Source organism: Brevibacterium sp. Marseille-P9724 (assembly GCF_902500275.1).
Taxonomy (GTDB): domain Bacteria; phylum Actinomycetota; class Actinomycetes; order Actinomycetales; family Brevibacteriaceae; genus Brevibacterium.
Genome location: NZ_LR723002.1, coordinates 1 through 26,307, shown reverse-complemented (window position 1 = coordinate 26,307; position 26,307 = coordinate 1). Strand labels below are relative to the sequence as shown.

The 26,307-nt window shown below is 57.4% G+C and carries 19 protein-coding genes; 12 read left to right on the top strand and 7 right to left on the bottom strand.

Translation table 11 applies throughout. The features are described from left to right. The first annotated feature begins 456 nt into the window (after positions 1-456). Positions 457-1,359: a hypothetical protein gene (locus GC119_RS10665; protein ID WP_141738015.1), complete on the top strand. Its 903-nt coding sequence runs from the start codon at positions 457-459 to the stop codon at positions 1,357-1,359. Positions 1,360-1,490: 131 nt separating this feature from the next. Here GC119_RS10665 and GC119_RS10660 read toward each other — a convergent pair whose 3' ends face one another. Continuing rightward, a complete protein-coding gene (locus tag GC119_RS10660; RefSeq protein WP_083274360.1) occupies positions 1,491-2,171 on the bottom strand; it encodes a response regulator in 681 nt (226 codons plus the stop codon). A gap of 538 nt (positions 2,172-2,709) precedes the next feature. Between GC119_RS10660 and GC119_RS10655 the strand changes: the two genes are divergently transcribed. The 7 genes from GC119_RS10655 (at position 2,710) to GC119_RS11120 (ending at position 11,074) form a co-directional block, all read left to right on the top strand. Further along, the gene (locus tag GC119_RS10655; protein ID WP_070424729.1) at positions 2,710-3,216 is read left to right on the top strand and encodes a hypothetical protein; all 507 of its coding nucleotides are present in this window, start codon (positions 2,710-2,712) and stop codon (positions 3,214-3,216) included. 139 nt (positions 3,217-3,355) lie between these two features. Then, the gene (locus GC119_RS10650) at positions 3,356-5,350 is read left to right on the top strand and encodes a histidine kinase (protein ID WP_141750160.1); all 1,995 of its coding nucleotides are present in this window, start codon (positions 3,356-3,358) and stop codon (positions 5,348-5,350) included. Positions 5,351-5,614: 264 nt separating this feature from the next. Then, a complete protein-coding gene (locus GC119_RS10645; protein ID WP_070424727.1) occupies positions 5,615-6,397 on the top strand; it encodes an ABC transporter ATP-binding protein in 783 nt (260 codons plus the stop codon). A 57-nt stretch (positions 6,398-6,454) separates the two neighbouring features. Continuing rightward, positions 6,455-7,816 (top strand): FtsX-like permease family protein, encoded by a 1,362-nt coding sequence (locus GC119_RS10640; RefSeq protein ID WP_070424726.1) that lies wholly within the window; start codon positions 6,455-6,457, stop codon positions 7,814-7,816. An 887-nt stretch (positions 7,817-8,703) separates the two neighbouring features. Further along, positions 8,704-8,811, top strand: coding sequence for an ATP-binding cassette domain-containing protein (locus tag GC119_RS11225; RefSeq protein WP_176745717.1), 108 nt, complete (start codon positions 8,704-8,706; stop codon positions 8,809-8,811). Continuing rightward, positions 8,808-10,181, top strand: a complete 1,374-nt coding sequence (locus GC119_RS11205) for an ATP-binding cassette domain-containing protein (protein WP_070573538.1) — start codon at positions 8,808-8,810, stop codon at positions 10,179-10,181. Before GC119_RS11225 ends, GC119_RS11205 begins: the two co-directional genes overlap by 4 nt. A 29-nt stretch (positions 10,182-10,210) precedes the next feature. Then, entirely contained in the window at positions 10,211-11,074 is an 864-nt protein-coding gene (locus tag GC119_RS11120) for a hypothetical protein (protein WP_226829409.1), read from the top strand. A 1,211-nt stretch (positions 11,075-12,285) separates the two neighbouring features. On the opposite strand, the gene GC119_RS10615 is transcribed toward GC119_RS11120, so the two are convergent. Both GC119_RS10615 and GC119_RS10610 read right to left on the bottom strand, forming a co-directional pair. Next, positions 12,286-13,635 (bottom strand): IS256 family transposase, encoded by a 1,350-nt coding sequence (locus GC119_RS10615; RefSeq protein WP_151953130.1) that lies wholly within the window; start codon positions 13,633-13,635, stop codon positions 12,286-12,288. 16 nt (positions 13,636-13,651) lie between these two features. Further along, positions 13,652-13,942: a helix-turn-helix domain-containing protein gene (locus GC119_RS10610; protein WP_218079029.1), complete on the bottom strand. Its 291-nt coding sequence runs from the start codon at positions 13,940-13,942 to the stop codon at positions 13,652-13,654. A 411-nt stretch (positions 13,943-14,353) separates the two neighbouring features. On the opposite strand from GC119_RS10610, the gene lanKC reads away from it, so the two are divergent. The 4 genes from lanKC (at position 14,354) to GC119_RS10590 (ending at position 21,573) form a co-directional block, all read left to right on the top strand. Further along, positions 14,354-17,005 (top strand): class III lanthionine synthetase LanKC, encoded by a 2,652-nt coding sequence (lanKC, locus tag GC119_RS10605; RefSeq protein ID WP_070424722.1) that lies wholly within the window; start codon positions 14,354-14,356, stop codon positions 17,003-17,005. Positions 17,006-17,057: 52 nt separating this feature from the next. After that, the gene (locus GC119_RS10600; RefSeq protein WP_141738014.1) at positions 17,058-17,189 is read left to right on the top strand and encodes a SapB/AmfS family lanthipeptide; all 132 of its coding nucleotides are present in this window, start codon (positions 17,058-17,060) and stop codon (positions 17,187-17,189) included. Positions 17,190-17,749: 560 nt separating this feature from the next. Further along, the gene (locus GC119_RS10595) at positions 17,750-19,609 is read left to right on the top strand and encodes an ABC transporter ATP-binding protein (RefSeq protein WP_151953129.1); all 1,860 of its coding nucleotides are present in this window, start codon (positions 17,750-17,752) and stop codon (positions 19,607-19,609) included. 23 nt (positions 19,610-19,632) lie between these two features. Then, positions 19,633-21,573: a prolyl oligopeptidase family serine peptidase gene (locus GC119_RS10590; RefSeq protein WP_151953128.1), complete on the top strand. Its 1,941-nt coding sequence runs from the start codon at positions 19,633-19,635 to the stop codon at positions 21,571-21,573. Positions 21,574-21,825: 252 nt separating this feature from the next. Here GC119_RS10590 and GC119_RS11200 read toward each other — a convergent pair whose 3' ends face one another. The 4 genes from GC119_RS11200 to GC119_RS10575 form a co-directional block, all read right to left on the bottom strand. After that, entirely contained in the window at positions 21,826-21,948 is a 123-nt protein-coding gene (locus GC119_RS11200) for a hypothetical protein (RefSeq protein ID WP_256174420.1), read from the bottom strand. Positions 21,949-22,095: 147 nt separating this feature from the next. Beyond that, positions 22,096-22,554 carry a Panacea domain-containing protein gene (locus tag GC119_RS10585; protein ID WP_193215661.1) on the bottom strand — a complete coding sequence of 153 codons (459 nt, stop codon included), beginning with the start codon at positions 22,552-22,554 and terminating at the stop codon, positions 22,096-22,098. Positions 22,555-22,678: 124 nt separating this feature from the next. Beyond that, positions 22,679-23,650, bottom strand: a complete 972-nt coding sequence (locus GC119_RS10580; protein WP_151953126.1) for a GAF domain-containing protein — start codon at positions 23,648-23,650, stop codon at positions 22,679-22,681. Between the two features lie 389 nt (positions 23,651-24,039). Next, positions 24,040-25,608 carry an alpha/beta hydrolase gene (locus GC119_RS10575; RefSeq protein ID WP_151953125.1) on the bottom strand — a complete coding sequence of 523 codons (1,569 nt, stop codon included), beginning with the start codon at positions 25,606-25,608 and terminating at the stop codon, positions 24,040-24,042. Between the last annotated feature and the right edge of the window lie 699 nt (positions 25,609-26,307).

Below are 26,307 nucleotides of genomic sequence, written 5' to 3'. Positions count from 1 at the left end.
GCAAGACTCCAAACGGACCATTTCGATGATCTGATGAACCGCCTTCTCCTTGAACTCGACGGAATACTTTCTAGGCATAGTTCAATCCTTCCTTACCTAAGGTAGGAACTAAACCCAGGACGCTTCATCTTTCCCACATCAAGACCAAACCAAACCGCATACCCAACATCCATGACAGTCCCCCTTGACCATCGAAGAAACGGCCGCGGGAATAGTCACGACACCCGATGCTGGCACCCACGTTACGACGAGACCTCAACAGTGTTGGGCCAAGCCCCTATCAGCAGTCAACGCGCGCCCTGGACTCCTGGCGACAACACCCCCCGGATCATCAATGACAGGGAAAGAAAGCCATACCAGGACCAGCGACCAGATCCCTTTCAGGACCTACAAAAAATATAGGGGCACCCCCCTGCACGAACCGCTCATACCTTGCTCATCAAGCATCTCCAGAGCATGAAAGTTCCCGACGTCGACGAGCTCACGAAGAGAATCACTCTTTTCGCTTCCCGCCCGCGACCGTATCTGCCTGATGAATCATTCGGACAACTATATGCGGGACTGCCTGAACAGGACGTCGAATGGAGCTGGATCAACCCAAACAGAGCGCTCCTCAAGGAACCTGGGACACAGTCGTTCATTCATGACGCAAGCGACCGCGCGTACTACGATCATCAATCCGAACGTGGCCGCTCCCCTGACCGCATCACCGGTATCGCAGAATTTGCTCAACGTATCGCCAATGAGCGTGGCGAAGAACGTGGTCTTCAAGAATTGCTCGGAATCGGTTCGGACGGTTCGATCATTAACGATAGATTCTTACGAATCAATGTTGACGGCTACGAATCGCCACTCGGCGACATATTCCGCATCAACGGCAACGGCAACCACCGCCTTGCCGCACTCGCCGCGCTAGAGGTCCCGTGCGTCCCGGCGGAAGTTGAGTGGCGTCGTGGACCATTCAGCACAACCCCGTGCCGAATTGATGAAGACTGCGACGAACGAATCGCCTACCGGACACTTCTCCACGCTTTTGGAGTCGCCTCTTACATCGACCCCACCAACTTCACCGAAAACTACTCCGGAATAGTCACCAAAGACTGGCCATACCTCATCGATGACCCTGACTCTGCGGTGGAATCCCTGTCAGCGTTGGAAGCGCTCTCCGGGGAGACCTACACATCATCAATTGGCCGACTACCGCGTCACCTGTTCAATGACCCTGACAATCTCATCGCAGCTGGCAATCACCTCGTTCAAACGCTCTCCGGAGTGGAGTCAGACTTCGACTCGACGACACTCATGCAACGATCAACCAACGATTCCGGGTTCATTGGCCGCTTCTTCAAACGCCGTTGAAGTCCTCACCCGTTCGTGTCAGGGCTACGCGGCCATGCGAGTCAGCATCACCGTCGCCACTCATGAACTTCACTGCATCAGACCTGCGGTGAGCTCACCTGCCGCTGCCTAGGCCCTTGGGCGTATGGAACCTAGTCGTCGCTCGAAGGTAGTTCAAACGGGTCAATGAGGCCCAACTGGATGGAACGAACGACAATGCTCGTCCGGGAACGCGTTTGAAGCTTACGTCCAACATTGAGCAAGTACTGCTTGACTGACCCTTCAGAGACGAACATTCTCGCCCCAATCTGCTGATTCGTCAGTCCTTGCGCCACCCACACCAGCAACTCTTCCTCACGCTCTGTCAATCCAACGTCAGCTGGCTTCGCAGATAGGCCAGTACGTTCCTCGGCCACTACTTCTACCAGTTCGCGCCGGACCCTCCCCGAGAGCGGCATGTCTCCGTTCATTGCCTGTCGAATTCCAGCCAGCAGACCCGGCCCACCAACATCTTTAAGTAAATATCCGGCCGCTCCAGCTTGCAGTGCACGAACGATGTAATCGCTGGTTCCGAAAGTTGTCATCGCCAGAACGCAGGCGTCCGGCCATTTCCGGCAAATCTCCGCGGTCGCTTCGATGCCGGCGATTCCCGGCATCTGAAGATCCATGAGGGCCAGGTCAGGAGACAGACGACCGTATGCCTCGATTCCTTCAGCACCTTCGCGAGCTTCGCCAACGATGTCGAAGCCGTCTTGGTTGTCGAAGAAGGCTCTGTAGGAGGCACGGACAAGCGGGTCGTCGTCGACTACCAGTATCTCAATTGATTGCGACACATGAATAGATTCTAGCCGATGTAGTGAACCGAATTTCAGATTGGAATTTTTTTGGTTCAGGAATGGCCGAATAGCCATACGCCCCTGGCCGGTTGTCAATGGTGCAGACAGCACTCTGTCGACCAAGCTGACTACTACACAACCGAAACCTCAGAAAGTGAAGATCATGAAGCACTGCGCGGTGACTACTGTTGGAATAGTGCTGGCATTGGGAAGCATTCTCGGCCCCGTAGCAACCGAGGCGCATGCATCGGAAGTCACTTCGCTGGAACCTCAGAGTTTGTTCTGCAAAATTCTTCCGCTCTGCAGGTGACTTCCCCCTCATCAGCCGCGGCCTCAACTCGCGACACTGCCACACGTGGCCTTCCCTGCACCAAACACATCCTCTCATCATCAACGACAGAAAATAGGCCAGGAGGCCGACACATGATGGGTAGCGATGGTCGTCTCGCAATCATGAGAGAACTCCACGACACGGTGACACATTGCTTGTCGACAGTGGCCCTTCAGGTGATGGTCGCTGAGACTCAGCCCTCGGGTGCTCATAGAAATTCGGCGCCTCACCCAAGAGGCGTTGACTGCATTGGGACTCGTCGAAAAGTTGTTACGGTCAGTTGACGCTCCAGCCCCACATTTGAATACCTCGGCCCTGTGGCTGCTGACCGTCGCTGCGAGTGAGAAGAAGGTGACATTAGACCGTCATCGTACCAAGGTGCATGTGGCGGTGCCTCGTGAGGCTGACCGACTCGACATCATTTCTCGCTACGTCCTCGTGCTTACTATCAATCTGGCCTTGGACCACGTCGAGCGTCATCTGCCGATTGATGATCCGCCTCAAGTGGTTACCGACATTTCTTCGTCCATGATCCGGTTTTCATTCCAGAACGGTTCGGCGTCTACCCTGGCTCAGCTCCCGCCGCCACCGCATGCGTTCATCTCCCAGCTGAAGGCCCGCGCGGATCTCGTAGGGGGCAGGCTACATGTCGAATTGGACCCGGACGGGCAGCATTGGAGATTAATCTTGACTCTGCCTCGCAACGAGTGATCAAGCAACGTATCTTTCTGACCACGACTTTTGGTCTACGTCCGTGATCCCGTTACGGTCGAAATGGGTCGGCTAAACTTGATCCACAAGAGTAGTTAGTCGAGGAAGCCCTCGACCAACGCAAGACGGTGATGGGGCATTGCGCGACCAACTCAACGGCAAGACAGGTAGCGTGCTCTCCGGCGTCGGCAACGGAGTACGCATCGCGGCCCTCGGCGTCTGTGTACTTGAAGTCGCCGGTACCCTCGTCGGCAGCGGACTCGGTCCAGACTCCACCGGCGTCAGACTGGTCCCGTTGACATTCTTTCAGTGCATTCTCGTAGTGTCTGCGGCTGCCGCGCTCCTGTGGCGCAAACATTGGCTTGGCGGAGTACTTGTTGCTCTATCAACCGTGTTAGCCCTGACCGTTCAATCCATCGGTAGTGACCACCTGTTGTGGCTACTTGTCGGTGTCATCGCCGGGTTGCGCGGGGGTTGGATGATGCGCATCGGCTGCTTCGTCTGCGGTGCCTTAGTAGGGTTCCTCGCCGCGTGGGAGACATCAACTGCTCATCCCGGATGGGGTTTCGAAGTCGGAGTCTTCCTCATTGTTCTTGTGGCATTGGGGCTCCTCATGGGTTCCGTTGCTGAAGTCTCCTTCCGTGTGATCGAGCGGTCGCGACACCATGCTCGGGCTCTCGAGCAAGAGGCGGAACACATTCGCCGGACCGAACGGCTGCGGCTCGCTGATGACCTGCAAGCCCTCTTAGAGCTCGGACTTAGGAAACTCCAGAAGCTGTCAGCTCAGCCCACCGACCGCCCACTCGTAGAGCTTCGCGCCATGCTCACGAGCCTTGACCAAACGAGTCGTGACCTACTCGGACAGACACGACATCTCCTCCACGCATTACGCGACACTACGAGCGTTGAGTCCCGAGCCACCAGTCTCTCCGAAGAGACGCTTAAACGACTAGCACCGGCAATGCGTATTGGCTTGGAGGTTCTCGCCATCGCGATGGGGCTACTTGGTCCCGTCATCGGCGGGTTCACTTCGGCGTCGTTGGTCCAAGTCACTGCCTGCACCGCAGTCGCGGTGACTCTTTGGCGAAAGCCTCTGGGTATTGCTCTCTGCCTCGTCTGTCTCGCAACAGCAGTCTTTATAGTCACGATAGATCAACCTGTTGGCTTCTGGAGCGCACTACCGACCGCAGTCATCTGCCTCATCGTGGCGCGGCAGCACCCCAAACTGCTCATTCCGACAATGATGGCGGTCGCGGGGCTGGTCACTTTCTTCGTCTCTTATGCTCTTGGCGGCCAGGATTCAGCAACCAACGGTGACGGCCATGGATGGTTCCACGGGTATGCCGCTATTGCCGGTGTCCTCATCGGAATCAGTTGGCGCGCCCTCACCGAAGAAGAAGCGAATGCAGAATCGTCCGTAGCGTTGGCATCGAAATCACGCGACAGTGCAATTACTCAGGAACGCCAGACCTTGGCCCGGGAACTCCACGACGTTGTTGCCCACCAGTTATCGATCACCACGATGATGATCATGGCCAGTTCTGCCTCAGACGAATGCACAGTACTCATTGGTGTGATCGAAAAGCTGCGCCGCAATATCGACTCAGCGCGCCTCGAACTTGATGCTCTCCTCCACGGGCTCCGGTCAGCGCAGGCAACCGGTCCGCTGGTGACGCCTTCGCGGATGGCACAGCAGCTGCGTGTAGAACTTGTCGACGCTGGATTTGACGTGCATTTGGACCTCGATCCGGCTGCGGATGATCTGAATCAGGCACAGATCAAGACCGCGGTGAGAACCATGCAAGAAGCTACCAGCAACATCCTCCGGTACGCCCCAATCGCAACGTCTTGCGACTTCCGCCTCCACGTCGATGAAGTTCAAGCATCCCTAAAAATAACGAGTGCACTATCACGACGGCCTCGACGAAGTGAGCTGTCCAATGGAATGGGTTTGCGTGGCATCCGTGAACGCGTCGACTTACTCAGTGGCACCTTTCACGCTGGCCCCCACCACGAACAGTGGCTGTTGTCAGTTCAACTCCCCCACAGCAAACCTGTGCCCTCCGCGCACGGCCCCGCGTTGGCCGTTGCTCAGCAAGCCGTGCTTACACAGGATTCGTCGCCGCACGAGTAGCTGACTCTTACCGAATAATTACAACTGATCACGGCCCACACGCGGCATGGAGTTCACGGTGCTACTGCTCCGTCTCGACATGATCGAGGTTTCAACGCTTTCGCGATGTTTGGCAGGTCGTCGATGCCGACCTAACTTTCGCCCACTCTTCCTCAAGATCCATTGTCGCCACCGGTGACCGCTGATAACTCTTAAATCACCCGATGTCGAAGCCTCTAACTAGGCGAACGTCGTCAACTATGGAAGAAGCAAGAGACGAATACCATGACACACGCCCCGCAACTCAATAGCACTCCCAGAACCGCCACTGGGCCTGCTATTGAAGCCCAAAGCCTGTCCAAATCGTTCACAGTCGACGGCCGCGATCTGCCCATATTGCACGAAATATCATTACAGATCGACTCCAACGAACTCGTCGCGATCATGGGCCCTTCAGGTTCAGGGAAATCAACCCTCATGTACTGCCTAGCTGGACTAGACCACCCCAGCAGTGGTCAGGTTCGGCTCAACGGCATGGATCTCGGAACCCAGTCCAGAACAGCTCTGGCGAAAATGCGCCGCGGCAACGTTGGATTCGTCTTCCAGTCCTACAACCTCATACCTACGTTGACTGCCTACGAGAACGTGGCATTGCCCTACCTGCTGGAAGGCCGCAAACCACCTCGCGAACAGCTCCTGACGGTGATGGACGAGGTTGGACTCGGACACCGAGTGGATGCTCAGCCTCCCTCGATGTCTGGTGGTGAACAGCAACGCACAGCTTTGGCCCGTGTCCTGGCGCTAGCTCCGGAGATTGTCTTCGCCGATGAGCCAACCGGTGCGCTCGACAGCAGGTCGGGAGAACTGGTACTGACGAAACTCAACGAAGTTGCTCGCAAACCGGGGCGTACCGTCCTCATCGTCACTCACGACCCGGCTGTGGCTGCACGCTGTGACCGGGTAATGTTCCTCGGGGACGGGCACCTCGTCGACGAGATTCGCCCCAACACAGCCGCCCAGGTCGCCGACACTCTTGCCCAGCTGACCAGCAAACGTCGGGAGGGATGACTCATGTGGCATCTCCAGCTCGCCGAGCTCCGGGGCTCCTGGTCGACCTGGATAGGTGTGAGCCTGGCGTTCGTTGCAACCAATTTCGCACTCGTTCTCTCGGTGCTGACAATGGTGGCGGGAATCCGGTTCATGCAAGTCCAAGACCTTGACCCACTGGACTCCGCAGCTTTCGTCATCACCCCTGCACAGAATCTACTGTTCTGCATTGCCGTGGGCATCGTTGTCATCGGTACCGCCACCAATATGGCACTCAATGCACGCAGGGGTGCCTTGGCGAGGCTCTCCCTCAACGGTGCGACTCCCCCGCAGATCGTAGGAACCGTCGTCGTTCAGCTCGTCGTTGTCAGTCTCGTCAGCTCCCTAATCGGTTCACTTCTTGCCGTGGCGGCCCTGCGGCCAGCTCTGAATTTCCTCGCTTTCGAACGTACCCAGGCCGGAACATCTATGCCGGTACCTGATCCGGTGTACTCGCTGTGGCCGATCCTTGCCACAACACTCGGCGCTATCGCAGTAGCAGTTCTCGGCGGGATTCGACACGCCATCCGCAGCAGCAAGATCGCTCCGGTGGAAGCCGTTCGAGAACACACGGCTGACGGGCTCACAATTCGTATGACGGTCGGACGCAGCATTACCACTGGTCTCGTCGCCCTTGTCCTCATCGCTGCATATTCTTCGATCGCCGCGTTCACGTCCGAACCCAACTCTGAGACCGTCAGTAACTTGATTCTGCTGAGCATGACTGTGCTCGTCATCTTCGCCGTGTTGCTGGCACTACTCGCACCAATTCTCATTGGACCTCTGACTAAAGCCTGGGTGCGCCTGCTGCCGTTGCCCTTCGCGAGTTGGCAATTGGCCCGACGCACCGTCAGCGCGCGTGCCCGCCGGTTAACACGGTCAGTGGTCCCGGTGATGATGACGATCGGCCTCCTCCTGGGAATGCTCGCAATCTGGGGGTCACTAGAGGCCACGCTCATCGCCAATGGGTACGACATTGAAATCACCGCCAGCGGGCCAGCATCTCTGCTGGTATTCCTCGGCCTTCCGCTGATGATCTCTCTGGCCGGCGGAGTGGGTTCGCTGATCATGATGTCCCGGCAACGTGACGCGGAATTGGCTCTCATCGGAATCGTGGGCGCGACACCCCGGCAACGCATCTTCGTCCCGCTTCTCGAAGCCGTCATCATTACGGTTACTGCCACTCTGCTGGGCATGGTGATGGCTGCAGGCGCCCTCGCCGTCGTGGCAGTTGGACTCCCATCAGCCGGTATGACTTACGCATTCGTTCCACCGATGGCAACCCTCACCGCGACAATCCTCGCCGTTCTCGTCATCACCATCAGCGCAACAGTGCTGCCAACGCTTCAAGCCCTGCGCAAAGTGGAACCGCTGGTGATTGCTCGACTCGTTGCAGATTGACTTGACGCCGCATAAGGCCTGGCATCACTATCCGAACAGAGCAAAGTCGCCCCCACCCTTTGCTGGAGGGGGCGACTCTATTCGTATTCAGCGATGCCATAAATATTCATGCCGAACTGCTGCTTCGGCATTGAGTTAGCTCCGAACCGAAAGTACGAACTAGGAAACGTATCGTCACTAGGGTCTGAGCCCGAAGGAAACCTCAAAGTTATACGGCCCTCGGCACTAGGCGACAAAGAGCTAGAAGCCCAGTGGAGGTGAGGGGCTGACCGCGTGACCGGAGGCCACTGAATTTCCGAATCAAGTCCCGACACACACACCTCAAGATACCCGGCTGCGGCTAGTTCGCACATGCAATGCGGTGTCGCACGCGATGCGACTGCAGATGAACGAAGAATCGTGCTAGCTTGCCAGCGTCGAGAATCAGGCGAGGGCGACAGCAACACGGTCGTGTCCTTTCACGAAGGCGATGTGTTCACCACCACCTCGAGTCGGAACGAGCGCCTCGATCCTGCCGTACATTTGACCCGCAAGACGCGAGCGGCTCTCCGCAATACCCGAAATAATTGCGCATGAATGCCAAAATGATCACCTGCATTTCCGCATTCGAAACCGATTGACACACGACTCCCTTTCCGAAAACAGGTATGAGCGCGATCGTTCGGCATCGTTGAGACAGAGGCGAATGACCGCTATGAGAGGCGACAAAGAAGTCCGCAAGCTGCCAACAGAGGGGCCTGGGAGCCCGGAATTCACCGCCAAGACTCCCATTGACGTTCTGGTAACATAACTGGTAGATTGACTCGTCGGATCAACCGACCGAAACCCGAGACCGTCATGCAGGTGCGCTGCCCGCAGAAGCGATGCTTTCTGCCCGCAATCTGAGCGTGAGTTACGGCTCCCGCACAGCGCTGGACTCCTTCACCTTCACCCTCTACCGCGGGGAGATTCTGGGCGTAGTCGGAACCAACGGCGCCGGCAAGTCGACCCGATGAAGGTACTCTCAGGTGAGATCAAACCCGACTCTGGTTCGATCACATTGGCCGGAGAGATCTACGCTCCCGACAGCATCGATGAGGCACGAGCCATCGGCGTCGGCTATGTTCCGCAGCGCATCCGCATTGACGAGGACATGTCTGTGGCCGAAGCGATCTTCCGCACCTCGTTCCGGTCCACCCTTGATCTGAAGGCGAAGGAATCCGAAGCCGACCATCTGCTCACCGACTACGGGGTGGACATCAACCCCACCGATCGGCTTAACGATCTGGTTCCGGCTGAGCTGGCCACCGTGGAGATCCTGCGTCTGGCCTGCGAAGAGACGATGGTCATCCTCCTCGACGAGGTCTCTGCAAGCTTCAACGATCATGAGATTTCCCTGTTCCACGCACTGGCTTCCCGGCTCGCGAGGCAGGGACGGTCGGTCATTCACATCTCTCACCGGATCGACGAGCTTCAGTCCCTGTCTGACCGCATCGCTGTCATCCGCGACGGGGCAATGCACCGCATGCTCGTGCCCCGAGAGACCAAACGAGCGGCGCTGATTGAAGAAATCTTCGGAGAGCCGGTCGCTCGACAGCACCGTCCGAAAGAACCCAAGACCGGTGCCGAGCTGATGCGCCTCGACGGAGTCACCCGTGCGGGCTCGCTCGCCCCAACCTCGCTGTCGATCTATACCGGTGAGGTCGTCGGGATCACCGGACTGCGCTGCTCAGGCGTCACCGAGCTCGCGACGATCATCGGCGGCGCTGCCCGCCCCGACTCGGGCACGCTGACCTTCAATGGAATCCAACATGAGTTCGCCGACGTTGACGAAGCCCTCGGCGCCGGCATCGTCAACATTGCTGAAGACGACGAAGACGCGCTCCCTGAACAGGCCACACTGACGAGCTCGGTGATCGGGGATGAGGCCTCGCCGGAACAGTCCTTCGCGTCCGAGGCGCGCCGCCTCGGCGAGGTTATCCGACTGGTCAAGACCTTGGGCGTAAAGACGTCAAGCATACACGACAGGATCGGAGAACTCTCCGGGGGCGACCAGCAGAAGATCAAGCTCGCGAGCGCGCTTCGAAAGCCGGGCGTTCTCTTCGTACTCAACCAGCCAACCAAGGGCGTGGACGAGCGATCCCGACAGCAAATCTACGAACTCATCGATCAGCTCACCGAGGCGGGCAGCGGAGTCGTCCTCATCTCATCCGATATGACCGAGTTGACAAGCCGCTGCCACCGAATCGCGATCATGCGCGAAGGTTCACTTGTCGATGTCTATCCGAATGAGTCCCTGAACGAGGACAGCATCATGGTCCTCGCCCTCGGATACGACTGGTCGGATGCCGGAGACAGCGAACTGGTCGGCAAAGGCAATCACTAAGACCACCACAAGTGTCGGAAAGGACCCGCTTGCACTTAAGATTCTGGCGATCCGCACGGGGCGACGACGTCGCATCGGTTCCGACCGACGAGGCTCTCGACCACGGTCAGGACCGCCCATCCGGACACGATGCCGACACCGCACGGTTGCCAATCATCCCTGACGCACCGTTCACCACACCCGAATTCGCCGAGGCCAGCCCCGCCTTCGCAATGACCGAGCCCGACCCAGCTGAAGTCGCCCTCTCCTCGGCGGTCGCCCCCGAGGCAGAGGCTCTCCGGATCCGCGCCAACGCACCGCCACGCAGCACCCCATCCCACAGGAGGAAGGCGAACATCGCCATTCCAATGGGCGAAAAGCGCAGCGATCCCGACCTCGCTCCACCCCCGCGCCGCGAAACGTCGGATTCCCTCCCCGGAAACCTCCCGCACACCGAGGCCGGCCCGGCTCCCACCGGGCCGCACCTCATCACGCAGGCCACCCAGGCCGCAGAATCAGAAGAGAAGAAAGAAGAGACAACACACATGTCGAAGATTGAATCAGCCATCAACGATCTCCTCGCCATCGACGGCGCCAGCGGTGCCGCGATTGTCGACATCTCCTCCGGAATGGCGCTCGGAACGGGCGGCAGTCCCGGATTCGACCTCACCGTCGCCGCCGCCGGCAACTCGAACGTCATCCGCGCGAAGCTCGCCACGATGACCGATATTGGCATCAACGAGCGCATCGAGGACATTATGATCACGCTCGAGAACCAATACCACCTCATCAACGTGCTCAACACCACCGACACCGACGGGCTCTTCATCTACCTCGTGCTCGATAGGAAAAAGGCCAACCTGGCCCTCGCCCGCCACAAACTCAACCGGATCTCTTCCGCCGTCTCAGTCTGACCCGACGACTTCGCTCTTATCTGAAGCGCCCCCCTCCTGAGTATGACGGCAGCCGATGTGCTCGGCATCTCCGCCGTTCAAGTGGTCTTGCGCGCCCACGTGAGCGAGCCCGAAGACTGAGGCGGGTGGCGCCGGGATACGCCGAGACGCTGCAGACGTCTCGTTACATTCGTCGTGAAGGAGCAGCTGGGGTCTTCGCCTCGTAGCGGGCCCCAGCTTGGACCATCGCCAACAGCACGTTGTGCCGGCGACGAGCCGGACACATCACTGCAGCAATGTGGAGTTTGCCCTCATATCGTTCTCTGTCTCAATAGGCCTTTTGGAAAGCGTTGCGATTTGAGGCCACGCAGGCCGAGGGGAACAACGCGTTCTTCAACCGATTGTTGCCTGCTCGCGAAGGGAACGCTTTCGCCTCAATGTCCCTGACCACCGCGCCACAGGGGCAAACTCGGCAAACGCGGACAAATGACCTGCAAACTGGAACACGCTGAACGCACCGACCGCCAGGAGCAACTGCGACGGGGTCGTAACGCCGACTACCAGCCCGGACGTTCACTCCTGACGAAGATGGAACGAATCAGCCAAACCCACAGTTTCAGCCTCAATCTCGTTGCGTTCAGCCTTCAAGGCTCTCATCTCGGCTCAAGACGCGACACCACTGACTGCGACACCTACCTACCCGTCACGTCCACGTTCATGGCCTTTTCGGCCGGAGCGTCGAAGAGCGCATCAATCAGAATCGAGGGGTCGTCGCGGGCCTGGTCCAACCACCGCTTCACTCCCGACTTTCCCGCCGCACACAGACCAACTGGACTCCGGTACCGATTCAGTGGAGCTAACACGATGCTCCTGGACAGCACTGCGCCTTTGAAGGTACTGCCAATAGTTGTCAACGCTCTCGTGGTCCGGAACATCTAGCACGGACAAGGAGATGCGTGTAGGTACTCGGTTCGAGAGCAACTTCCGCACTACAACACTATGTTGTCCGTGGGCTCATCGGACACCCTCCGAAATCACGTCTTGGCTTGCCGGATCAGTCCCGGCTCTAACCCGCGCGAGCCGACAAAGCATCGCAGTGGTAACCGAACTGCCATGCCCACTGGATTCCAGCCTCATCACCACTTGAGCCCCACATCGAATGTGAACTGGCCCCCGAAAGTTGGACTGGTTTAACTTTGAGGGTGTCCGATTCTTTGTGTGCGCGGCTTGGTTTACAAGTAGTCCGCGAATCGGTCGGGGTAAGCCACGGCTAGTTGGTTGATGGCTTGTTTCCACCCGGTGGCTTTCGCTCCTTCAATATAGCCGTTGCATTCGATGTCGCGCTTCGCTTTCCTCGCTCGCTGGGCAGCGCGCTTGTCCTCGATGTTGCAGATCATCAGCCACAACGTTTTCAACGCCGCAGTATCGTTCGGGAATTGCCCCCGGTTACGGGTAGCTTTCCGCAGCTCAGCATTGAGCGATTCGATCGAATTCGTGGTGTAGAGCACTCGCCGTGCCGCAGGCGGGAACTGTAAAAACGGCACGAACCGGTCCCAGGCGTCGCGCCAGACTTTGACCGATTGCGGGTATTTACGGCCCAGTTCACTGGCCTCGAAAGCATCAAGGCTGGCACGGGCGGTGTCCTCATTCGGTGCGGTGTAGACCTCACGTAGCACACGGGAGACACCTTTGCGATCCTGATACGACACCCACCGGTTCGCAGCTCGAATCAGGTGCACGATGCAGGTCTGCACCATAGAATTCGGCCAGGTTGCCTCCACGGCTTCCGGCAGGCCTTTCAGCCCGTCGCAACAGACGATGAACACGTCTTGGACACCGCGGTTGGCCAGATCCGCGCACACCGATGCCCAGAATGCGGCGCCTTCATTTTCAGCGATCCACAATCCCAAGATGTGCTTGATGCCGTCGATGTCGATGCCAACAGCCATGTAGCAGGCTTTGTTGACCACGCGGTGACCGTCACGGATTTTGACGCGGAGCGCGTCGAGGAAGATCACCGGGTAAAACTCGTCGAGCTGGCGGTTCTGCCAGATCATGACCTCGTCTAACACCGCATCGGTAATCGTGCTGATCGTATCCGGGCTCACATCCACCCCAAGCGTGGTCGCAAGGTGGTGCTGAATATCGCGCACCGTCATCCCACCGGCATACAGCGAGACGATCATGTCGTCGAGCTCTGTCAGCCGGCGTGCTCCCTTGGGCACCATCTTCGGGGTAAACGTGCCAGCACGATCCCTGGGCACGGTCACTTCCACTGCGCCATAGCCAGAATTGACGGTCTTGGTGTGCGACCCGTTGCGGTGATTGCCGCCGTGCGCGGGTTCAACCTGGGCTTTGGTTTTACGGTCGGAATGTCCGTAGCCCAAATGCGCATCCATTTCCGCCTGCAGACCAGCATTGATCGAGGCCTGCAACAGGCCTTTGACCAGGTCACTTGCATCGTCAGTAGAGGTCGACAGCTCGCTTATCAGGCTGGCCAGCTCAGGATTCTCCATCAGCTTCTCGCTGATCTCGTTGACCCTCGCCGGGTCATGGCCTTTCTTCGGTGACACCGTAGTCATTATCGGTGAAACTCCTTCAGATCAAAGCCTCACACACAAACTTCCTGACACCCTCCGATCTGCGTCGCAGCTTCTCTTCCTCCGAGAGCGGCTTCGGCGCGACCGAGCCTTTGAGTCTGCCCTTCGGCTTCGGTTTTAGTGCCTCATCGCCACCTTGACGCCATTTCCACGACCACCCTCTGACTAGCTGCTCTGATGACAGGCCAAATTCGCGCGCAAGATCCATCGCTGTCTCACCAGCACGGTGGCGCTCGGCAACTTCCTTCTTGATTTCGAACGAATACTGCTGCTTAGTCGGTTTCTCCACAAGACATAGCCTGCCATGCAGCTTAAACCGACGACAGAACTTACGGACGGCGTACTTGGAGACACCAAGAGCATTCGCAGCGGCGTGATAGCCCATGCCTTGCTCAAACAGTCCAACCAACTGCTCGCGCTGATGCTCACTCAGCGAACTTCGTGCTCTCAACGAAAACTACTCCCCACTAGTCGGTAACTGATTTCTCAGTCCAACTAATGGGGAGCAGTTCACTGTGCCGGGCCCCTTTACTAACTATTAGCCGTACCTTCCAAACGTTCCGCCAACTCCATCTGAAATCCCTTGTGAATGTAGTTCCCGTCGATTGAAATGAATACATACCAAGCAACAACAACTTTAGTTGCAGTTGCAGATTTCTCGCAGGATAGAACAATTCGGTGAACTGCCCAGGAGGAAGCGATGCCAGTACGCGCCGAGTACTACATGGGGGCGACGAAAGCTTCACCTTTCTATGGTGAACCGCAGAACCCCGCCACCATGGGCAACGAACCTGCTCAGCGCGTACAGACACACGAACTCCCCGCAGGGTGGCTCGTGCAGTCCTGGGCCGGTTGGGAAGGTTGGACTCCCCGAGACTGGCAGCCGCGAGTGCAGGGATGGAAAATCCACGTATCAGCCACTCCCGAATGTGCAGAACAGACCCTGGCTCGTACCACTGAGATCTGCCTGCATGCAGGAGCCGCGTTTAAGTTCCTCCCCACGATCGCTGAACTCACCGAATCGTCATCCAAACAAAGTGACCGAGGTTCGGCAGGCAAGTTCATCACCGTCTACCCCGACAACGACGACCAGTTGGCACAGCTGCTCGACTCGCTGTCCACGGAACTAGCCGGTCAGGACGGTCCATACATTCTCTCGGACCTTCGTTACACCGACAACGCTCCAGTGTTCGTCCGCTACGGAGCAATCCTCGGCCTGGAAACACCTGGTGTTGATGATCAGCCGATCGACTCCATCATCGACCCCCACACGATGGGTCTCATCCCAGACCTGCGTACCCCCAGCTTCACCATCCCCAACGGTATCGAGCTCCCCGCAACACTTCAGGCAGCATACGCAGCGTCACAAGAATCGTGTCAGTCTCGACTGGACGACTTCTCAACTATCGAACCGTTGCACTTCAGCAACGCTGGAGGCGTCTACCGCGCCGAACTTCCCAACGGAGAAGTCCGGGTCCTGCGTGAAGCACGCCCCCATGCCGGCCTCGACGGCCGCAACAGATGCGCATTGCAACGCCAACTGCGCGAGGAAGAAGTCCTCAAAGACCTGACCGGCCTCCCCGGAGTCCAACAGATCCGCAGTTCGTTCACTGCGTGGGAACACCGATTCCTCGAACTCGACTACGCCGAAGGCACCACACTTACCTCCTGGATGGTCAGCCGAACTGACCTCCAGGAATCCGATCCTGAACAGTACGCGCTCGAAACCGTCGCCATCGTCGATCAGCTCATCAGGTCCGTTTCGGCCATCCACCAAAAAGGTTGGGCACTCGGGGATCTCCACCCTGGCAATGTACTCGTCGCTGAAGACGGCACAGTCACTGTCCTCGACTTGGAAGACGCCACCAGACTCGACGCTGAACGAGAAATCGGTTTTCGAGTATTCGAATACTGTGCCGACGAGACTCTCAACGCGGAACAAGCCGACTGGTTCGCAGTCGCCCGGATCATCATGCTCCTCTACTGCGCAGATTTCGAGATTGAAGCCGTATCCCCGTCGTTCTGGGATCGATGCCACCAGGAAATACAGAACACCTATGGGGACAGTGCAGCAAACCAATTAACATGGGTTGAAAACCAGTACCCGAAAACGGCACGCCCCGTCTTGGCCAGCGACTTCACCGTCGACATACCACCCCCAGGGCTCAACGTCGACACAGCAATCGCCGGGTTGCTGTCAGGCATTGACTGGTCCAGGCAATACGCTCATCACGGTGCGTTCCCCGGCGACATCATCGAAACAAGCCCCCACTCCCACGAAACATTGACCACCGGACGAGCTGGCGTCATGCTTGCTCAACACCGGATCGGCAGATCTCCAGTCAACAGTGACATCACCGCCCTAACTACCGTCGCACGCCAGTGGCCAGCACACGACAATCCCGGACTCCTCACCGGTTTGGCTGGCATTGCGTTGGCACTCAGCGAGCTCGGCGAAACGGACCAGAGCGTCGTTGCCGCACGCAAAGCACTCAATTGGTCGCTCGCACGACGGCGACTCGATTTGGCCGGAGGGCAAGCAGGCACCATTCTCGTGGCACTTGAAGTCGCACATGCGGCCGAGGATAGACAACTGACCGACGCTGCCCTGCAAGCATATGAACGCCTGCACCACACGGTCACACCGAACAGCTCCGCATGGACATCACTATGCCGTCGCCGTGGACTCTACTGGGGTTTGACGGGACTTGCTCTGACAGACCTCGTCGTCCATTCCATCACGGCAAACCCCGAACCGTTACGTCGAGCTCACGAACATTTGCGCGCCGATGTTGAAGCCTGCGTGACAGCCGAGTCAGGCGAAACGACTGTCCTCGACGAAGCAAACAAACGAACCCTGCCCTACGTCGAATGGGGCACAGCCGGCCTATTGCTCGTCGCCTCCGCCCTAGAACGGGTTTCCGGTAACACGATACTCACGCCAGACGAACGTGGCGGCATGATCGCAGCCTGCTCCGGCGACTTCTACATCTACCCCGGATATGACCATGGCCGTGCCGGCCTCGTCACAGCCTTGGCGGCATCAATCGGCGACCAGGCCACAGCCACCAGTCGACAAGTCGACCTCTTACTCAACAGTCTTCTCGTGCATCAGGAACACGTCGTCACCATTGGGGACGGACTAATCCGCCTCAGCGCCGACCTCGGAACCGGTGCGGCAGGTATTGCCCTGGCACTCCACGCATACCGGTCCGCCCAACCGTTCCTAACGCTTCCCATCAGCCGACGTACATGCGATTACTTTGCGCTGCAACCCATTCCGCAGCCCCCAGAACCCGACTCGGATCCATTCGACCCCACGGCCGAAGCGAGTCGCACGCTCGTCGCCTAACGGCACGAGCCCTCAGCAATCAATTCTCAAAGTCAGAAAGGAGGTGACAAAAATGTCGAACATCCTCAACCTGCAGGGACTCGATTCCGTCGAGACTCCCGAGGCAGCGAAGAAGCGGTCTCAGATCAGCGTCAGGTGGTGCGGAACCTCGAAGGTCTCCGTGGCTATCTGCTGGGTCAAATGACCCTTGCAATCGACTCATACAAACAGCAACTTATCACCAAGGAGGTGACAACGATGGCAAACGTACTGAAGCTGCAGGGCACCACAGAGGTTCCCGGCGAAACCAAGGTCTCGAAGAAGAGCTGGGTATTCTGCGCCGGCAAGCCGAGCAAGAAGAGCCGCGTCTTCTGCTGACATCACCGATCGAGCCACCGACTTTCTGAAAGTAGGTGAACAAATTGTCCAACGTGCTGAAACTCCAGGGAGCGGCGGCAGAAGCCCCAGCCGACACGAAGAAATCCAAAGTGAGCATCGCAGTGTGCCACAAGAGCAAGAAGAGCTACTTCGCGTGCTTCGTGAAGTGACGTCGCAGTTGAGGTCAGCGCCTATCCGACCTCGACACGTCAAAGAACCGACATTGAACTCGCGACCGGTTGCAATCCCATTTTGCCGCCGGTCGCGAGTTCGTCAATCAATGAATAACACGGATGTTCCTGCCGACGCATACCCGCCAGGACCCGTCCAACCATTATATGCCCCGGCCCAGCATTGGCCAGCCGCACCGAAAAGCAGGGAGCGACCATGTCGTCGATCAACTCGCACTCTGACGTCCACGAACAAGAAGCACTCAACGTGCCTTCAGTGAGGGATCAACGTGCCCACACGCTTGTCGCCGAGTTCCTCGCGAGTCCGCCCAAACATCCACTGATCCGACTTCTGCGTGTCCTCAGACTAGAACCGAGAACTCTCGTCATCATCTTTATCGGCACCGTGGTCGCATCTCTCGTGTCTCTTGGACAACCTCTGCTGGCAGGGAAAATCGTCGGAGTTCTCCGTACCGAGGACCTCATGGCAGCCGTTCCTTTCGGAGCGGGCCTTGCCGGTCTGGCCGTTCTCGCTTCCGGCATCACGGCCGCTGTCAATTTACTCAGCGCTAAGGCAGGCAATCGTGCGGTCAGAGCCTTTCGCGACGAATCAGCGACGATTGCCATGCGCGTGCCCGCTGACAAACTCGTCGAACATCCGACAGCTGACCTTGTGGCACGGTGCAGCATCGACGCTGAACATCTCAATGAGGTATTCAGCCGGGGACCAGTACAGGCACTAGGTGGCATTGTGCTAATCGTCGGGGCACTGGTCCAGATGACGATCCTGGACCCGATCCTCACCGTGGCGGCTCTTGTCCTCACGGTCGCATGCTTGGCAGTCATCATCACCATCTCCAGTCGACTCACCACAATCTCTTTCGACCGGCAAGAAGCCCAAGGCGAATACGTGGCAGAGGCGACGAGAGCTCTCGACTCCGTGCTGACTCTCCGAGCTTTCGTCGCCGACGCATTCGCAGCACGCCGGCTGAAGCGCTGCAGCCTACGACTCCTCAACGCAGCAAACAAGTCAGACAAGGCTCAAGCCCTCATGGGCCCCCTGATCACAATCTGCATCCAAGCAACACTGGCACTCATCGTCGGATTCGCTGTCGTGCGAATCCAGACCGGACAAATTTCCACCGAAGAACTCGTTGCCTTCTTCATGTACACGATGCTGATCATCAGCCCGATTCTCGGCAGCACAGACACGGTCATGGAAATGGCAGAGTCTCTCGGAGCATTGCAAAGAATCATCAACCTCAGATCAGTCATCAATCATCCAGCGACACCTGGCTTCACCGTCCCGCGCACCGACTCCGGCAATGACATGCCCGTCGAACCCCACCTTGCCGGCGATGTGGAGTTCCGCAACGTGTCAGTCTCCTACCCTCGCGGACAAGGCGGACGCGAGAACGCATTGACGGATGTCAGTTTCACAGTTCCCTCTGGATCGTGGGTCGCCGTGACTGGATCCTCTGGCTCCGGAAAATCAACGACGCTGTCCCTGTTGGAGAAATTTGTCGTCCCCACCGAAGGGACAATCCTTGTCGACAGAGTCCCCCTCGCAGCTCACGATGATGACGTGTATCGGCGTCAGGTCGGGTATATCGAACAGTCATGCCCGCTCTTCAGCGGCACCGTCCGAGACAACCTCCTTCTCGGGCGAGACATCGATGACGACGAATGCTGGGACATCATTCGTCAGGTCGGACTCGCCGACACGATTTACGCTCGCGATGGGGGTCTGGACGCCCCAGTTGGAGAGTCCGCGTACGCGTTTTCTGGCGGCGAACGTCAACGCCTAGCCATTGCACGCACACTCATCGGACGGCCCCGAATGCTGCTATTGGATGAAATCACTTCCGGACTCGATGTGCTCAACCGAGAACAGGTCATGGACCTCATTCGCACCACCATGGGAGGCATCACCACCTTCGCGGCCGGGCATGGCCACTTTGGGATGGACATCGCTGACCTTGTCCTCGTCCTTGACCAAGGTCGACTGGTCGAGTGTGGACCGCCAACTGAAGTCAGCGAACGTTCTTCTCTGTTCCGATCTCTCACTGCGCATTGATACAGGGAAAGGACAGACAGCGAATGCAAACAATTACCGGACACCCCGCTCTAACCGTCGAGGACTACCTCGCCGTCGAGGACGGCGAACTCATGTCACTGCTGCAGGTACACGGTCAAAGAATCGACACACTCGAACCTAGCTGCCACGAGCTCGCCAACCTGGACATCGACGAAACCGAAGTCGTTCCCTTGAGAAAGGGATGGTTGTGGATCAACGTTGATGACAGCGGTCAGCTCATTGGGAAATGGGTTGACGATCCTGTCACCCTCACCGGCGAGAGCAAACCATTGGCCTTCCCGGACTCGACGATCGCAGAATTGGCCGGTTGGTCTGCGCATAACCTCGACGTTGATGCCTCAATTGGCCACTGGCTTCGCGTATACAGACAGCCCCATAGCGAGCGATTCGCAGTCACGGTCTATACCGGGGATGAACCTGAGCCAACGCTGGTGCTGATTGGAACCTACCCAGACGCCCACCTGTGCGAAGGTACAGTACCCAAAGTTGTCTACGTCGAACCTCATCCCGAAACAGCCGACAAAGCCCGAGCCCGCGTAATGCCGATCAACGCAGCCTCGAACGACTGGCAGGCGATCACACTTGTCGAGGGCCCCGCAGGAGGAGTAAAAGTGCTACCTTGCTCCGTCCGCCGATTCGTGAAAGTCGGACACGGTGTTCGGAGCACTCGCCAATGGAAGATTGCCGATACTGACCGCCCGGATCCCCACCTCCTGTCTATCCCGGGGTTCGTCCACGACCCCGATCTCTTCGACGTGGGGTATCTCAACGACGAACCCGTGCTCATCCATGCCACGAACAACCGCCATCATTGGCACATTGATGCCTACGAAATCGGACACAACCGCATCCATCACGGGTGGAGGGTAGCCAACGGCCAAGGAGAAGTTCGCCAACTCGCAGCTGGCTCGGATCGGGTCCTTGTGCGCGTCAGTCTCAGCTCCCCCAAGAGCGAAGCTGAGCACCTGCACCTCATCACCCTGGCCGGGTTCTCTGCATTGCCGACGGGCCCCTTATTGAAGACGGAGGGGCGGTTCGATCTGAGCCTCAACACCTGTGCCACAGCCGTCGGATTCACGGCGGTCGAAATGTCAACTGGGACACCACCGATGAGTTGGTACCTCGACTCGACCGGTCACGTCCTCAACCCCCTGGCTGAACTCCGCGCTGGGACACGAGCTGCCCGTGACCGTTTCACTTCTCCTGACGGATACGAATGCACAATTGACATGCGCTGGCGAGGTGGTCCCCAGTTCCAGGGGCCCGTTGTCTTTATGGTCTACGGTGCCTACGGGCTCGATCTTGAACTCGACACTGATCCAGAACTCCGATATTGGCTCGACCGTGGTTATGCAGTCGCCACTGCCAATGTACGAGGAGGCGGTGATCCTGAACGCCACCAAGCTGGAGCCCGTCATATGCGCGAAAACTCACTGATCGACACCGTCACGGCAGCACAATGGTTGCGCTCAGGAAACGGATCAGTCACAGCTACTCACCTCTGCGTCATCGGTGCATCGGCTGGCGGGTTCTTGGTCGCATCGCTGCTCACAGAAGCCCCCGGTCTGATCGATGCTGGAGTCATCGTCAATGGTTACGTTGACCCGCTCCATGCGTTACTTCGCCTCTCATCTCTGACCGGGCAGGCCGATCTCGACGAATGGGGTGACCCGGTCAATGATTCCCGCGACTTCGCTGTTTTGCATCGGCTCTCTCCCTTGCGCAAACTCAGATCCTCAACCCCACCAACTCTGGTCATCGTCGCGGGTCGGGACGTGCGAGTCGATCCTCGCCTCGGGCTGGCCTGGTTGATGCGTGTGCGTGAAATGGGCAGCGATGCAACTTTGTGGTTCGACCCAGACGGCACACACGACCGGTGGGGAACCGAACTCAACCCCAATATCCTTATTGACTGGGTCGATCATGCGCTCGATCAGCAGTGATCTGACGGGCGCCGTTCCCTGGAGAGGACAGGTCCTGCCAGGAAGCTAACGGGCACCCCTCGGTGACCTCGTAGTTGTTTCTGGCGGCCTGTCCAGCGGTATGTCCGCAAGTACAACGTTTGACCGCGGCGCATCAAGTAGTCTCGCGTCCTATTCCGTCCACCCATTTTCGGCACATGGGTAGGGCTCCTCCAGGTCATATCAGCGGTCGCCTTTCCTCTGAAATGTTTCCGACCGTTGTTCCTGTCTCACTTAGTTGACGTAGGTCTCGGCTGATCGCGTGGACGAGCGTTCGACTCCATCGCCCCCGATCGGTTCAACGCGAAGAGCCTGAATCCGCTCGGTGACGGTTCGCGGGCGGAGCTTGCTTGCCATCTTCTGCTCAATCTTGCTCAGGAATCACGGCACTTCGACCTGCCTCAAGCGTGGAGGAGAGTACGCGACTATGTTAGTCTCTGTCCTGCCTATTTAGCGCAGACCCGTGTCAAATAGAACTAGCAAACAACTAAATTGACTAGCTGCTTACGGGAGTGTATTCTGCGGCTTTTTGCGCATACCTTTGAAAAACTTGGAGATCTCCTCGTCAGTGATCTGAACACCAGCCAACTGGCCAGGAGGATTCTTGGCCCAAGCGACCTTGTACGGAGTCTCTTGGTGAGTCATATCCACAAGCTTGAATGGGGAAAGTCCGCCGTAAGTTTCCCAGACTGCGTCAATCACTCGTTTTTGTGTCTCTGGCACCTTTCCGGGGTCGCCCCAGTTCCAGGAATCGACAGTGCGAGCTTTGCGGTGATTGGCGTAAACGCTCACGACGACTGGGCCAAACTTCCACGCTTGTATCTCATCGGGGAAGAGTGGCTTGTTGGTGAGCGCAAAACTCCAGCCATGCGAGTAGTAAAGCAACTTTTGCAACTTTACTGTCGAGATGCTCCCAGCTTTCGAAACGATGTAGGCAGCTACATCGTCTACCGTGTACCGCATTCTCGTCTCCCTCGCTGATCTGACGTTCGACTGGGACACTTGGGTATCAGTCTATCGGTGTGCCACCGTAGTCTGGTTGTAACACTGTACCGTGTGTCGGTGACACGAGACTCGACGAACAATGTTATGCCCACGGCGGCTTGCTATCCCCTTCAGGCTGGGGTTGTTGTGAACTCTCACCATTCTCAGGAACAAACCCTGGTTCTGATTCCCAAGAGGTCTCGATCAGTCGCGCTTGCTGCTCTTGTCCAATAGTGGATTTCTCTCGATGGTAGAGACCTACAGCGACCCACCGCGCCAGAAGCATCGTGATTTCTTTGTGGTGATCTGTCAATTGACCAGATGCTGGCGCATCGACGGTGAGCATGCCGAGTTCACTACCTCGCCAGTGGACGCTGACGGCGACGAACGTCTCGTATCCTTTGATATCTGGGTCGACCGCAAAGTCGGGCGAATCTTTCACATCCTCGACCAGGACCGCACCCTGATTCTGCGTCAGTGCAATTGCCGCTTTACCGTATTCAGTGTCGCTTCTGAAGGTGCGAGTGGTCGTGTTGAGCGCGTATCCCACGTCGAGCGGTCGTAGTTCAGGGTCCTCGCCCTCTTGCTTGTCGTCGTTGATCGTGTTGTATTCAAATAGGCAAGCTCGGCATTTTTCGACACCGATCATGTCGCTCGTGGTTTTGACAACTGTCCGAATGTACGCGGCGGCTTCGTTCCGGGTCCAACCACCGTCGCTGACCTCAATCTGTTCCGTCAGCAGACCATTCACACGTGTCGCAAACTGCCGTGCCCCCTCGACCTTGGACTCCTCCAAGCGATCCTGAAGCCCGTCCTTCTCTTTGTCTCTGACTTTCGTCGACATGATTTCGTAGGCCAACGCAACGACGAAGACCACAATAGATAGAACAATAAGCACGGCCTTCACCGGGATGGGTATATCTGAGTTTGGAGTCCGGATGAGCACCCCGAACCCGGTACTTGACGCAGCTAACAGCAGACGTGATGCCCAGCGAGGAAGGAAGTGTGTCCAAAAGCTTCGTGCGGTCCCGTCTGCACGAATCGTCCAGGTCGTTCGGGCTTGTTGGTTGTTCATTCCCGATCCTTCTAGTCTTGCGATTCCTCCCTGGGTTTTCCCCGGATCTTCATGCTATCTGCTTCCTCCGAGTCCAGTATCCGTTGCTGCCCCTCTGGTGGTTCCTCTCGTCGATCTGAGGGTATCTGGCGCCAGATCCTTCATCAGAAGACCAGTTGTCGGCCCCGAATGCCACCGCAGGCTCAACCAAATACGCAGACTGACGACCGCCGGCAAAGCTGTGGGTGACGATCTCCTCGACGGTTTTCTGCGTCTGGAAACGTTGTGGTAACTGGCAACATCGATGTGTCTGACCACCCTGGCGTATGCTTCTCGCGTCAATGCTGAAGCGATGAGCACTCTGCAGGGTGGCCAGAAACATCACCTGGGTTGATGGGAAACGACGATCATCAGTCGGTGTATGGCTGAACTCCGTCAGAACAGGTAATATCCGCGGCCGGTTGTTCGCCAGTGATCAGATAGTCGTTGATCGCATCATCGGCACATTGCGATACACCGTACGAGGTGTGGCCCCAGTTGTTGCTCGTCAGCAAGGTGCTGTGTGGAAGTCGATTGTTGACTCTCTTGGCAGCTGCATATGAGGTTGCGGGATCCCATCGTGCACCAACGATGAGGGCTGGGGAGTCCACCGAAAACGATCCTGCAAAAGCATCGTCGTCGTTCGCGGTCCATTCGGCGCAGGCAATGGATGACCAAAGAGCCTGTCGCCCAAAGTACGGTGCTTCTTTGTCTGCCCGGTTTGCCAGCTGAGTCCAGCGACTTCCGCTGTCAGGGTGGTGACTGTCGCTGCAGACGACTGCAGCATTGAGTTCCAGATCGTTGATTTCCTGCTTCTTTGGCTTGCTGAATGGTGACTCCTCACCTTGAGACGAGTCGCGTTGCACCTGCGCGTTAACGGATTCGTCGATCAATTGTTTCGTACCCGCAATCACATCAATCGCGGCCTCTGCATCTGGGGAGTACAGCGAGTAGAGAATTTCATCGACCACATTCGAGTATGTTGCCTCGTAGGTTTCACCATCCTCTGTGATCTTCAGAGGATGTTTGCGTAGGTACTCCATTACATTCTCCAGATCGTTGTCCGGATCTTCGAGAGGGCAGGACTCTCCTGCGTCACTACAACGGTCCAGGAGCTCGGTTAGAGCCTCAGACGCACCTTGAGCGTTGCCCATTCGCATCGGCATCGGAAATATTGCATTACGTCGGTTGCCTCGCCATGCCTCAGCGTCAATGACACCGTCTAATACCATTGCCCGCACTTTGTTGGGAAACACTGCCGCATAGACCTGTCCGAGGTAGGTTCCGTAGGAAAACCCAAGGTACGTCAGTTTCGTGTCGCCGACTGCTCGCCTCAACATGTCCATGTCCAGGGCAACGTCCGTGGTGGACATGTGTTGTGCCAACGGTTCGTCAGCGCATGCTTTCGAAAGTTCGCCGGCTGCGCCAATGTAGTCCTTTTCCTCATCGGAGGATACGGGGAACCCGTTGGTGAGGCGTTCGTACACGCTCGCTTTCTTCTTCGACGAGTTGAAACACTTCAGCCGCGTACTTGCGTTCGTCCCCCGTGGATCAAATCCGACGATGTCGAAGTTCTTCCTGACTTCAGTGGGAAACAGATCGAGCCGGTCCGATACCCAGTCTTTACCAGATGCACCTGGACCACCTGGATTCACAAAAAGTGTGCCGGTCTTCCCTGAGGTCCCCGTTGCAGGGATCTTCTTCACAGCGATGTAGATCTTTTTGCCTTTCGGCTTCGCATAGTCGAGAGGTACGTGAACTTTTGCACATTCCGCTTCTCCGCATGTCTGCCAATCGAGGCGAGGAGTCACAACCGGTTTGATCTGTCTTTCTTCTGTTGCGACCGGGGCATCGCCCTTGTCCGCGATGACAGGGGTGGCCGCGACGGTCAAACTGAGACTCGTCAGCCCAGCCAGAATGGCTAGCCGTAATTTAGACATGAACTGTTCTCCTGATCAGTAGGATTTGCGCTTTGAACCCAGTTGATCGTCGGTCACGGTTGCTGTCTATGAGGAGAGGAAACTTCTGGCCGATCGGCGATAAGCTAAGACGGCTTTCTGGCCAAAAGTAGACAAGAAGTAATCGCAGGTAAACTTGCAGCGTCCTAACTGAGCGAGGACAACTTCCGCAAGGCCCTCTAGCCATTAGGCGGATGGACAGGGGTGCCCCTATATTTTTTGTAGGTCCTGAAAGGGATCTGGTCGCTGGTCCTGGTATGGCTTTCTTTCCCTGTCATTGATGATCCGGGGGGGGTGTTGTCGCCAGGAGTCCAGGGCGCGCGTTGACTGCTGATAGGGGCTTGGCCCAACTCTGTTGAGGTCTCGTCGTAACGTGGGTGCCAGCATCGGGTGTCGTGACTATTCCCGCGGCCGTTTCTTCGATGGTCAAGGGGGACTGTCATGGATGTTGGGTATGCGGTTTGGTTTGGTCTTGACGTGGGAAAGACGCACCATTTTGCGTGTGCTTTGAACGCGTCTGGTGAGCGGGTGTGGGGTCGTGAGCTTCCGCAGGATGTGAAGCGTCCTGGGTTTAGTTCCGCTTCTATTACGCCCCTGTGTTGATGGGCTGGGTGAGATAGTACTCGGTTTCTAGTTCTTGTGGGGTGGCGTAGTCCAATGCTTCGTGAAGTCGCTTGGTGT

What these genes read in the sequence shown, in the direction of transcription:
- GC119_RS10665 (WP_141738015.1), top strand. Translation starts at nt 457, where the DNA reads ATGAAAGTTCCCGACGTCGACGAGCTCACGAAGAGAATCACTCTTTTC.
- GC119_RS10645 (WP_070424727.1), top strand. Translation starts at nt 5,615, where the DNA reads ATGACACACGCCCCGCAACTCAATAGCACTCCCAGAACCGCCACTGGG.
- GC119_RS11205 (WP_070573538.1), top strand. Translation starts at nt 8,808, where the DNA reads ATGAAGGTACTCTCAGGTGAGATCAAACCCGACTCTGGTTCGATCACA.
- GC119_RS10615 (WP_151953130.1), bottom strand. Translation starts at nt 13,635, where the DNA reads ATGACTACGGTGTCACCGAAGAAAGGCCATGACCCGGCGAGGGTCAAC.
- lanKC (WP_070424722.1), top strand. Translation starts at nt 14,354, where the DNA reads ATGCCAGTACGCGCCGAGTACTACATGGGGGCGACGAAAGCTTCACCT.
- GC119_RS10600 (WP_141738014.1), top strand. Translation starts at nt 17,058, where the DNA reads ATGTCGAACATCCTCAACCTGCAGGGACTCGATTCCGTCGAGACTCCC.
- GC119_RS10595 (WP_151953129.1), top strand. Translation starts at nt 17,750, where the DNA reads ATGTCGTCGATCAACTCGCACTCTGACGTCCACGAACAAGAAGCACTC.
- GC119_RS10590 (WP_151953128.1), top strand. Translation starts at nt 19,633, where the DNA reads ATGCAAACAATTACCGGACACCCCGCTCTAACCGTCGAGGACTACCTC.
- GC119_RS11200 (WP_256174420.1), bottom strand. Translation starts at nt 21,948, where the DNA reads ATGGCAAGCAAGCTCCGCCCGCGAACCGTCACCGAGCGGATTCAGGCT.
- GC119_RS10585 (WP_193215661.1), bottom strand. Translation starts at nt 22,554, where the DNA reads ATGCGGTACACGGTAGACGATGTAGCTGCCTACATCGTTTCGAAAGCT.
- GC119_RS10580 (WP_151953126.1), bottom strand. Translation starts at nt 23,650, where the DNA reads ATGAACAACCAACAAGCCCGAACGACCTGGACGATTCGTGCAGACGGG.
- GC119_RS10575 (WP_151953125.1), bottom strand. Translation starts at nt 25,608, where the DNA reads ATGTCTAAATTACGGCTAGCCATTCTGGCTGGGCTGACGAGTCTCAGT.